This is a genomic window from Campylobacter estrildidarum (genome assembly GCF_005406205.1).
Lineage (GTDB): Bacteria > Campylobacterota > Campylobacteria > Campylobacterales > Campylobacteraceae > Campylobacter_D > Campylobacter_D estrildidarum.
This window is the reverse complement of sequence record NZ_NXLZ01000004.1, coordinates 1-10,960: the sequence shown is the minus strand read 5'-3', so window position 1 is coordinate 10,960 and position 10,960 is coordinate 1. Positions and strand designations below refer to the sequence as shown.

The window sequence follows — 10,960 nt, the reverse complement described above, 5'->3', positions numbered from 1 at the left end:
AGTATAACAAATTTTAGTTTTAGACAAGCTTTGAGGTTTTTAAATTTTCTTGATATTTGAATAAATTATAAACTATCAACCATATATAAATAAGCTGGTATGTTGATTTGAGCATAGGGTTTTACTTCAGCACTTTGATAAATATCTCCATCATAAATTTGAATTATCCTACCTACAGGAACATCAGAAAAAAATATATTATCAAGTCCGCTAGTTAAAATTTCATCACCTATATGTATTTTGAAAGATTTTGGAATAAATTTAACCAATATTTTTCCATTTTCTCCTTTAATAAGTCCAGGAATTTTATTTTTCCCTATATACACTGCAAAAACACATTGCTCATCTCCTTGTAAAATTGCCATAGGCCTATTGTCTTTATTTATAGCGATTCCTACAGTATATCCTTTATAAATTAAGCCTCTATTTTTATTAGGAGGAACTTTAACAAAATCAAGCCATAATTTTTTATAATCATTTAATTGCACATAAGAAATAGCTCTAGTTAAAGAAACCTGAGGTAAATACTTAGTTGAATTTTTATCTTCTAAGATACGATTGAGTTGATTTGCAAAAGTTGTAGTTAAAACCGCCATATATTCTAATTCTTGATTTCTAGCTTTTAACTTCTCAATTTGTTCCACTTGATCAAAATGTTTAGAAAATTCTTCGGAAATAAAATCTTTAACTCCATAAAATTCTTCTATAACAACATCATTTATTAGGAGAACGTTTTTTTTAATCAATCCTCCATAATAAAAAGATAAAAATATTAAAAAAAATAAAATAAGAACAAAAATAAGTTTATTCTTCATTTGTTAATTGTTGCAACAATGAAATTTCTTCCAATGCCTTACCTGTTCCCTTAGCTACAGCTAAAAGTGGCTCATCTGCAATATATATTGGCAAACGAACTATCTCTGAAAGATATTTATCAAGACCACGGATTAAAGCTCCTCCACCGGTTAAAACAACTCCATTTTCAACAATATCGCTTGCTAAATCAGGTGGCATCATTTCAAGAACCATTTTTAAGGCATCTGCTATTTCTTTAAGTTGCTCTTTCATTGCTTCTCTTACATCCTCACTTGTAAGCTCTATACGGCTTAAAAGTCCAGTTACTTGATCTCTACCTTTAACCACCATAGAAAGTTCTTTTGGAAGTTGAATTGCTGTTCCTATTGTTATTTTTATCTCTTCACCTGTTCTTTCGCCAATAATTAAATTGTACTTTTCTTTAACATAATTTACTATGCTCATATCAAGTTTATCACCAGCTGTTCTAATTGATTTTGAAATAACAAGACCACCCAAAGAAATCACTCCAATTTCAGTTGTTCCGCCACCAATATCGACAACCAAATTTCCTTTAGGTTCATGTATAGGTAAATTTGCTCCTATGGCTGCAGCCATAGGTTCTTCTATTAAGAACACTTCTCTAGCTCCAGCACTTAGTGCGCTTTCTCTAACGGCTTTTCTTTCCACTTGAGTTAAACCATAAGGGACTGAAATAATAATCCTCGGACGTAAAAAAGATTTTCTTCTATGAGTTTTTTCTATAAAATAACGAATCATTTTTTCAGTAATGTCAAAATCCGCTATAACTCCATCTTTCATAGGACGAATTGCTTCTATATTCCCAGGAGTTTTTCCTACCATTTCTTTAGCTTCTTTTCCTACGGCTAAAATTTTAGCTTTAGCACCATATTTCTCACGCTCAACTGCAACAACAGAAGGTTCGTTAATAACAATACCTTTATCTTTAACCAAAATAAGAGTATTTGCTGTTCCAAGATCTATACCCATATCACTTGAAAAAAATCCTATAAGTTGATCTAAAATCATTTTCTCCCTTTTTTCTTGATTTAACTTATTTTCTTTTTGATCAATAATGCCTTTGCATTATCTCTTACCACTTCTTTAGTAATAATAATATCATAATTTTTATATTCTGGTAAATCAAACATTAAATCTACCATCATTTCTTCTATGATACTTCTAAGCCCTCTAGCCCCAGTTTTTCTCTCCAAAGCTAACTTAGCAATTTCTTTTAAGGCTTCATTTTCAAATTTTAAATTCACATCATCAATAGCAAAAAGCTTTTGATATTGTTTTATAATAGCATTTTTTGGTTCGGTTAAAATCCTCACCATATCATCTTCATTAAGTTCATTTAAAGATGCTATAACATGCAAACGTCCAATTAATTCAGGTATAAGACCAAAATGAACCAAATCATCTGGTTCTATTTTTTCAAGCAAAGCTTTTTTTTCTTCTTGAGTGCTATCAAAAAATCCCACAACCTTATCACCTAATTTGCGTTTTAATATAAGATCTAAACCATCAAATGCTCCACCACAGACAAATAAAATATTTGAAGTATCTATTTGGATAAAATCTTGATTTGGGTGTTTTCTTCCACCTTTTGGAGGAATATTAACAAGACTTCCTTCTATGATTTTAAGTAAAGCTTGCTGAACCCCTTCTCCACTCACATCACGAGTAATCGAACGATTTTCACTCATTCTAGCAATTTTATCTATTTCATCTATAAAAACTATACCTGTTTGTGCACGCTCAACATCTCCATCAGCAGCTTGCAAAAGACGTGTAAGTATATTTTCAACATCTTCACCAACATAACCTGCTTCAGTTAAAGAAGTTGCATCGCAAATTGCTATAGGCACATCTAAAAACTTTGCTAAAGTCTGCGCAAGCAAAGTTTTACCACTACCAGTTGGACCTACAAGTAAAATATTAGACTTAAAAAGCTCAGTATCATCTAAAATCGACTCTGATTTAAATAATCTTTTATAGTGATTATACACACCTACGCTAAAAACCTTCTTCGCTCTTTCTTGGCCAATAACATAACGATCAAGATATTCTTTTAAAATTTTTGGTGTGATATTTTTAAAGTCTACATTACAATCTTGTTTTGCTTCCTTATAATCTTTTTCTTCACCAAAAATAATACTATAAGCTCCTTCAACACAGCATTCACAAATAAAAGAATCGTCATTTTCGTTGGCTAAAATTCTTCTTTGCGGATTTTCAAATTCGTTACAAAAGCTACATTTTCTAGGCATTATTTTTACCTCTATATACTGGAATACCTCGTTTTGTAGCTAAAACAAAATCACACATCTTTTTTACATTTTCACTTTGGTAATTTTCTAACATTTGTTTAGCATTTTCTTTTAAATCTCCTTGTCTGAATAAAAATTTAAAAGCTTTATTAAGATTATCTATCTCATCTTTTTCAAAACGACGACGAATTCCTACTAAATTTAGACTCCTAATACTTGCACGATTTCCTTCTGCTAAACAAAAAGGAACAATATCTTGAGATAATGCACTCGCACCTGCTATCATACAGCTTTCCCCTACTTTTACAAACTGATGAATAGGAGTTAATCCTCCTACAACACAAAAGTCTCCAAGTTCTACATGGCCTGCTAAAGTAGCACTATTAGCTAAAATAATATTATCTCCCAAAATACAATCGTGTGCAATATGGCAATATGCCATAATAAAAGCATTATCACCTATACGTGTAAAACCATCTCCTTTAATTGTACCTGAATTTATAGTTGCAAATTCTCTTATTGTCGCATTTTTACCTATAATAACGCCGCTTTTTTGCTCATCCTTATAAGAAATATCTTGAGGAATATCTCCTACAATAGCATAAGAAAAAATTCTAGAATGATCCCCTATAGTAGTATCTGAAAGAATTCTAGCACCTTGTTTTATGGTTACCGCATTTCCAATTTTTGCTTCATTGCTTACATAAGCATAAGCCTCGATTGTAACATCGTCGCCAAGAATTGCACCTTCTTCTACTACTGCACTCGGATGAATTTTTTTCATTACTTATCCACGATCATAGCTTTTAATTCAGCTTCTGTGGCTAAATTTCCGTCTACAAAAGCTTGACCTTTAAAAACCCACATATTTCCACGATTCTTTATAACAACCATCTCGTAATCAAGACGATCTCCTGGACGTACTGGATTTCTAAATTTTGCTCCATCAATGCCGGTAAAATAAACAACTTTACTTTTTGGATCTACTTTATCATCCATACTTTCAAAGGCTAATACTCCACCAGTTTGCGCCATACCTTCCAAAATTAAAACACCTGGATAGATAGGATGGCCTGGAAAATGGCCTGTAAAAACTGAATCACTAATACTAATATTTTTGTATCCACGAATCACTTCTTTGACTTTTAAGTCCGTGATTCTATCCACAAGTAAAAAAGGGTAACGATGGGGTAAAATTTCTTGAATTTGCATTACATCTATCATTAAATCAGCCTTAAAAACAATTAAAAACTTAATTATATAAAAAAATCATTAAAAATTGTATTAATAAAAAAATTTTTATAACACTAAAAATTCAATTTTTAATTAAAATTTCTTTCGTATCATAATAAATTTCACTTTTGGCGCTGATTTCATAACGTGCAGGAAAAATCTTTTCAAGGATGATAATAGGTGAAAGATCATAAGCTCCAAAAAATTTATTTCTCCATTTAATTTCTTCTTCCACCCTTAAAGGATTTTTTAAAAAATCTTCAAAATTTTTCCATTTGTTTTTAAAATAAGAATTAAATTTTTTAAATTCTACAAAAAGCATTTCATCTTTTGTGCTTTTATAAAAACCATCTTTTAAATTTTGATTCAAATTATTTTCATCTAAAGAAAATCTTGTGTAATGATTTTTAAAATGAGAATAAAACAAAATATAGCTTTTAACTACTTTTTTATCAAGCTTTATTAAGGCGCTCAAAAGCCTATAATTTAAAAATTTTTGCCTTATAATTTCAAATTTTATGCTTTTTTTTTCTAATAAATTCACTTTTTTATAAAGTTTAATTCTAGCTTCTATACTTGCAGGTAAAATTTGTCTATTTATCGGGGACATCAATTCATCAATAAAATTTTTATCCTGTTTTTGTTTTTTAAGTCCATAAATACACCCGCAATAATTTTGATGATAGAGTTTTTGCTCTTTGGCCAAAGCAAATTGTCTTTGCGTCCCTCCATTTTTACGAAAATCTGGAGCTAAAAATTCTATTCCATAAGGTTCACATTCTTTTTGTAAAGCATTTTTTAACTGTTCTAAATCTTTTTTTGGACTCGTTAAAAGTGTAGTTGTAAGTTTTTTTTGTCCCAATTTAGCAGCAAATTCTACACTAGATCCCATTCTTAAATCGAAACAAATCTTACATCTTGCACCTTTTTCTGGCTCATTTTCAAATCCACGCACAGCATTAAGCCACTTTTCATACTCATACTCCCCTTTATAAAGCTTAATTTTAAGCTTATCGCAACTTCTTTTAACATCTAAAAATCGCAATTCATATTCACTTAAAGGATGGATATTAGGATCATAAAAATAACCTACAATTTCTTCCTCAGGATAAGCTTTTCTAAGTTCTTCTATAAAATAATGACTATCTACACTACAACAAATATGCACAAGCATTAAAGACTTTCAAGCACTTTTAAAGCATGATCTTTTACACGCACATTGCTATAAATTTGTGTAATTTTTCCATTCTCATCGATCACAAAAGTTGAACGAATAATGCCTTCATATTCTTTGCCATAGTTTTTTTTAAGCCCCCAAGCTCCATAAAGTTTTGCTACTTCTTTTTCACTATCACTCAATAAAATATGTTTTAAACCAAATTTAGAAATAAACTTTTCATGACTAGAAGTGCTATCCGGACTTATACCTAAAATCACAGCATTTTTATCGCTAAAACGATCATAATTTTCACTAAAATCACAAGCTTCTGTCGTGCAACCTGGGGTATTATCTTTTGGGTAAAAATACAAAATTACTTTTTTTCCGATAAAATCTTTAAGCGCTATTTTGATTCCATCTTGATTTAAAAGCTCAAATTCTGGAGCTTTATCTCCTATTTTTAAATCACTCATTTTGCAGCCTTTGCTTTAATTTGCTCCACACTTTCTCCACCAAATCCTATATCATAATTTTCCACATCTTCTATCACCACTACTACTCTTTCTTTATTTTTATTATATTTTGTACTTAAAAGATGAGTAACATCGGCTATAAGTTCAGCTTTTTGCTCTTTACTCAATGCGGGTTTGGCTAATTTTATATTTACTAGTGGCATCATTTCTCCTTTTTTTTAATTTTTAAAATTATAACAAAAATATATGTTTCAATTTAAAACTTTAATCAAAAACTTTCTATAACTTAAACCTTAATTTAATGTTTTGATGGTTTTAAAATTTTCAATATTAAAACAATATAAAAAATTAATCATTAATCTACTTTTGATAAAATTATAGAGTTTTTTAAAATAAAAATAATTTAACTTAAATAAGGTCAAAAATGATCTCGGCAGATAAAATTTGGATGGATGGAAAATTAATTGACTTTAAAGACGCAACTTTGCACTTTTTAACCCATTCTTTGCATTATGGCAATGCTATTTTTGAGGGGACTAGAGCTTATAAAACCGATAAAGGTTTAGCGATTTTCAGACTTGAAGATCATACTAAAAGACTTTTAGAGTCTGCAAAAATCACTCTTTTAAATTGCCCTTTTACTCAAAAAGAGCTTGAAGAAGCGCAAATCGAGCTTTTAAAAGTAAATGGATTTAAAAATAATGTTTATATTCGCCCTTTGATTTTCTTAGGGGATGGAGTTATGGGATTATATCATGCCAAAGCTCCTGTTAGAGTTGGCATAGCCGCTTGGGAATGGGGTGCTTATCTTGGCGAAGAAAGCTTAGAAAAAGGCATAAAAGTAAAAATTTCATCTTTTATAAGAAATAGTGTGAAATCTTGTATGGGTAAAGCTAAAGCAAGCGCAAATTATCTCAATTCACAAATTGCAAAATTTGAAGCTATTGAAGCAGGATATGAAGAAGCTTTAATGCTTGATGAAGAAGGTTTTATTGCAGAAGGAACAGGTGAGTGCTTTTTTATGATAAAAGATGGAGCTTTAATTACACCTCCAAATGATTTTTCTTTAAAAAGCATCACTCAAGATACAGTAATTAAAATTGCTCAAGATCTTGGTATAACTGTACTGCGTCAAAGAGTTTCTAGAGATGAAGCTTACACTGCCGATGAAGCATTTTTTACTGGAACAGCCGCTGAAATCACTCCGATTAATAATATAGACGCAAGAGTCATAGGTAGTGGTATGAGAGGTTCTATAACTAAAAAAATTCAAGATGCATATTTTGATATAGTTTATGGACGTAATCAAAAATATACATCTATGCTAACTTATATTAAAGGATAAAAATGCCAGCTGATTTAAATGATTATTTTAATAAAAAAAATGGAAATTCTGAAAATAATAATCGCAAAAATTTTAATTTTAAAACCGAATTTAATTTTAAGGGTTTTGGGAAATTCTCTCCTATAATTTACACTATTTTAGTACTTGTACTATTTATAACCATTGCAAAACCCTTTACCATAGTTAATTCTGGAGAAATGGGTATCAAATCAACTACAGGTAAATACGATCCTACTCCTTTGGGGCCAGGACTTCATTTTTTCCTACCTTTTATACAAAAGATCACAATTATTGACACAAGAGTAAGACAAATCAACTACGCATCCTTTGAAGGAGCTAATGAAAATCTCAACCTTGGATCAGGTGTCATCAATAAAAATAGTATCTCTGTTTTAGATTCAAGGGGACTTCCTGTATCTATAGATGTAACAGTTCAATATCGCTTAAATCCTTCTCAAGTGCCACAAACTATAGCTACTTGGAGCTTAAACTGGGAAAATAAAATCATCGATCCTGTCGTGAGAGATATTGTAAGAAGTGTTGTAGGAAAATATACGGCTGAAGAATTACCGACTAATCGTAATGCTATAGCCGCTCAAATCGAAGAAGGTATAAGAAAAACGATAGCAACTCAACCTAATGAGCCCGTAGAACTCCGTGCAGTCCAATTAAGAGAAATTATCCTGCCTTCGAAGGTAAAAGAGCAAATCGAACGAGTTCAAATTGCCAAACAAGAAGCAGAAAGAACCAAATATGAAGTCGAAAGAGCCAACCAAGAAGCTTTAAAAAAAGCAGCTTTAGCTGAAGGTGAAGCAAATGCAACTATTATCAGTGCAAAAGGTAAGGCTATGGCTGTTAAGATAGAAGCAGATGCACAAGCTTATTCCAATAAAGAAATTGCCAATAGCTTAAACAACTCTTTGCTAAACTTAAAACAAATAGAAACGCAAAAAGAATTTAACGAGGCTTTAAAGATCAATAAAGATGCTAAAATCTTTCTAACTCCAGGCGGTGCAGTTCCAAATATTTGGGTAGATACAAAAGATACAAAAAAACAAAGTTCGACAAATTTTAATTAAAATCAAGGAAAAAATAATTTGGAAAAAATAAGAGAAATTGTGCTTTTTTATGTTACACATCTCTATTTAGTAGATTTTATGCTTATTTTATTTGTTTTTTTCCTTTTTGTTTGTATTACTTTTTTGTGCGTATTTCTAAGGCATAGACCCGTTATAGCACTTTTTATCATTGCTATAAATTTAATCTTTTGCTTTGTAATTTATATTTTTGGATATAAGTTAATAGATCGCGAAGTAAGAGGTAGGAAAATAGAAATCATAGCTCAAAGAATGATGCAAACTTCTGGGGATCTAATAGTCGATTTTAATATAACCAATACTTCAAAAAATAATTTTAAAGAATGCAAAGTTACGGCTAAAATTTTTAAAAATCCCCTATCAAAAGATAATATTATCAATAAATACAAAGATCAATTTGTGCCTTTTAGACAAAAGAGTCAAGAGCTTAAAGATTTGAAAAAAAATACAACACAATTTCAAAGAATTGCTTTTGAGAATTTTAATTATGAAAACAACTATACTGTAGGTATAGTTTCGGAGTGCTTTTAATGCAACTTACCATCTATCATTTTATAGCTTTTATTATTTTAGTTATTTGCTTTATTTTAATTTGCGTATTAATTTTTTTAAAAATCAAACAAAGAGAGATTGCTTTAACCGCATATAGTATATCAACAATTTTTACAGCACTTTTAATCTATTCTGTTTTTTTAACTATCAATCAATTTACCATTCAAGCCAATCTTAGCAATCTTACCTTCACAAGAGACTTAAGAAATGAAAGTGTTATAGTTGCAGGCAAAGTTCAAAATCTTACTAAATTTGATATTAGAAAATGCTATTTAATGTTAAATATTTTCAACAAACAACGTATTGGTGGAGAAATTTTCAACGACAAAAACATCCGTGACGCTAAGATGAAAAACACAAGCGTTTCTTATACCATAGAAATCATAGATAAACTTCCTGGAAATACCTACAAAGAATTTTCAGCTTCTGTTCCATTTCCCCCAAGTTTTAATAATGCTGAATTTTATCATACTCTAAAATGTATTTAATCTAGCATAAAACCTCTATAATAAATACCGTAATATTTTTACTAAAAAATAAATTAATTTTTAGTTTAAAAATATTATAAATTTTTGATCTTTAAATACCCATAAATTAAATATAAAACATTATGTATTTATTATTACTTTTTAATTATTTATTTTTAAAAATTTTTTTGATATTATATACTCTTTCATTTTTTTAGAATATAAAAACTATTAAATTTCAGAAAGGGTTAAATTATGTTTAAATCTCTAAGCATTGGTACGAAACTGATCTTATTTACAGCAATAAGTATTGTTTTAGGATTAGCTATTATGATTGCTTTTATATCTTTTCAAGTTTCTTCAAATATGGGATATCAAGCTGAAGAATCTGTTAAGTTAGCTTCAAAAAGATACGTAAATTATATGGAAGGTTCATTAAATGAGCCTATAATGCTATCTAGAGCGGTTGGTATGTCTATAACAGATTCCATAAAAGATGATGGTTTTATTGACATGAATATTCTAACAAATCTTGTTAAGGATACTTTAGATGGTAGTATGCATACTACATACGCCTTCTTATATTTAAATGATCCTTCTGTGATATCAGGTGGCGATAAAGAAAAATTTATGTGCAAAGATGGTGTTTTTTCAATGGTATTAAACGATACAACTCCAGGAGTTACTGGTGGTATTAAAATTATACGCCTTGACAATGCTTATCAAAAAATTTCCGTTTTGGAAACAATTCAACAGCAAGCTAATGCAAATAATCCTAAAGTTGCATTTGGCAAAGTTACTAAATTAAATTTTGGAAACGGAGAATTTATAGGTATAAATTTTGCTATGCCGCTTTTTAATAAAACTGGAAAATACATTGGAGCAATAGGATTTTCTTTAGAATTTTCAGAAATAGCAAAAGTTTTACTCGATCCATCTTTGGATTTTCATAAAGGAGATCAAAGAATACTATTATCAAATGATGCTGAATTTGTAATACATGAAAATCCTAAAGCACTTTTGCAAAAATTAGATGAATATAATCATGCTCCTACTGCAAAAACTATTGCAGAAGCTGTAAGATCAAATAAAGATTTATTATTAGATAATTTTCTAACTTCAACAGGATTTGAAAGCTATGCTTCTGTAGTATCTTTTAGTACGATAAATAATTCAAGTCACTGGAGCATACTAGTAACAACTCCTAAAGCATCTGTTTTGGCCCCTTTATATAAACTTCAATTTGCAATAATAATAGTAGCAATTGTATTTTTATTTATTATCTTAGCAATTATTTACATCTGTGTTAGGAAATTAGTAACTGTAAGAATTGGAACTACACTTCATTCTTTGGAAAATTTCTTCCTTTTCTTAAATCATAAAAGAAATGATGTCAAAACTATAGAAGTTCATAATAATGATGAATTGGGACAAATGGGAAAAATCATCAATGAAAACATCCTTGCTACTAAACAAGGTTTAGAACAAGATAACCAAGCTGTAAAAGAATCAGTCTCTACAGTTCAAACAGTAGAAAGAGGAGAT

At 29.8% G+C, this 10,960-nt stretch carries 12 protein-coding genes and 1 pseudogene; 5 read left to right on the top strand and 8 right to left on the bottom strand.

Going from position 1 to position 10,960, the window contains the following annotated elements:
* Positions 1–65: 65 nt before the first annotated feature.
* The 8 genes from mreC to CQA69_RS02965 form a co-directional block, all read right to left on the bottom strand.
* Positions 66–815 (bottom strand): rod shape-determining protein MreC, encoded by a 750-nt coding sequence (mreC, locus tag CQA69_RS03000; protein ID WP_137620351.1) that lies wholly within the window; start codon positions 813–815, stop codon positions 66–68.
* The gene (locus CQA69_RS02995) at positions 805–1,845 is read right to left on the bottom strand and encodes a rod shape-determining protein (RefSeq protein WP_137620350.1); all 1,041 of its coding nucleotides are present in this window, start codon (positions 1,843–1,845) and stop codon (positions 805–807) included. Before CQA69_RS02995 ends, mreC begins: the two co-directional genes overlap by 11 nt.
* Before the next feature lie 20 nt (positions 1,846–1,865).
* Positions 1,866–3,089 (bottom strand): ATP-dependent Clp protease ATP-binding subunit ClpX, encoded by a 1,224-nt coding sequence (gene clpX / locus CQA69_RS02990; RefSeq protein WP_137620349.1) that lies wholly within the window; start codon positions 3,087–3,089, stop codon positions 1,866–1,868.
* Complete coding sequence (lpxA, locus tag CQA69_RS02985; RefSeq protein ID WP_137620348.1) at positions 3,082–3,873, bottom strand: acyl-ACP--UDP-N-acetylglucosamine O-acyltransferase; 792 nt, start codon at positions 3,871–3,873, stop codon at positions 3,082–3,084. The genes clpX and lpxA overlap by 8 nt, the downstream gene beginning before the upstream one ends.
* Positions 3,873–4,313: a 3-hydroxyacyl-ACP dehydratase FabZ gene (fabZ, locus tag CQA69_RS02980; protein ID WP_137620347.1), complete on the bottom strand. Its 441-nt coding sequence runs from the start codon at positions 4,311–4,313 to the stop codon at positions 3,873–3,875. Before fabZ ends, lpxA begins: the two co-directional genes overlap by 1 nt.
* A gap of 91 nt (positions 4,314–4,404) precedes the next feature.
* Positions 4,405–5,496, bottom strand: a complete 1,092-nt coding sequence (locus tag CQA69_RS02975) for an epoxyqueuosine reductase QueH (protein WP_137620346.1) — start codon at positions 5,494–5,496, stop codon at positions 4,405–4,407.
* Positions 5,496–5,954 carry a thioredoxin-dependent thiol peroxidase gene (gene bcp, locus CQA69_RS02970; protein ID WP_137620345.1) on the bottom strand — a complete coding sequence of 153 codons (459 nt, stop codon included), beginning with the start codon at positions 5,952–5,954 and terminating at the stop codon, positions 5,496–5,498. Before bcp ends, CQA69_RS02975 begins: the two co-directional genes overlap by 1 nt.
* A complete protein-coding gene (locus CQA69_RS02965; RefSeq protein ID WP_137620344.1) occupies positions 5,951–6,157 on the bottom strand; it encodes a tautomerase family protein in 207 nt (68 codons plus the stop codon). Before CQA69_RS02965 ends, bcp begins: the two co-directional genes overlap by 4 nt.
* A 221-nt stretch (positions 6,158–6,378) precedes the next feature.
* Between CQA69_RS02965 and ilvE the strand changes: the two genes are divergently transcribed.
* From ilvE to CQA69_RS02940, 5 genes and pseudogenes are all read left to right on the top strand, one after another.
* A complete protein-coding gene (gene ilvE, locus CQA69_RS02960; RefSeq protein WP_137620343.1) occupies positions 6,379–7,299 on the top strand; it encodes a branched-chain-amino-acid transaminase in 921 nt (306 codons plus the stop codon).
* 2 nt (positions 7,300–7,301) lie between these two features.
* Positions 7,302–8,378 carry a prohibitin family protein gene (locus CQA69_RS02955; protein ID WP_137620342.1) on the top strand — a complete coding sequence of 359 codons (1,077 nt, stop codon included), beginning with the start codon at positions 7,302–7,304 and terminating at the stop codon, positions 8,376–8,378.
* 18 nt (positions 8,379–8,396) lie between these two features.
* Positions 8,397–8,927 (top strand): DUF2393 family protein, encoded by a 531-nt coding sequence (locus CQA69_RS02950; RefSeq protein ID WP_137620341.1) that lies wholly within the window; start codon positions 8,397–8,399, stop codon positions 8,925–8,927.
* Entirely contained in the window at positions 8,927–9,436 is a 510-nt protein-coding gene (locus CQA69_RS02945; RefSeq protein ID WP_137620340.1) for a DUF2393 family protein, read from the top strand. The genes CQA69_RS02950 and CQA69_RS02945 overlap by 1 nt, the downstream gene beginning before the upstream one ends.
* A gap of 234 nt (positions 9,437–9,670) precedes the next feature.
* Positions 9,671–10,960: pseudogene (locus tag CQA69_RS02940) on the top strand (cache domain-containing protein); the annotation flags it as partial.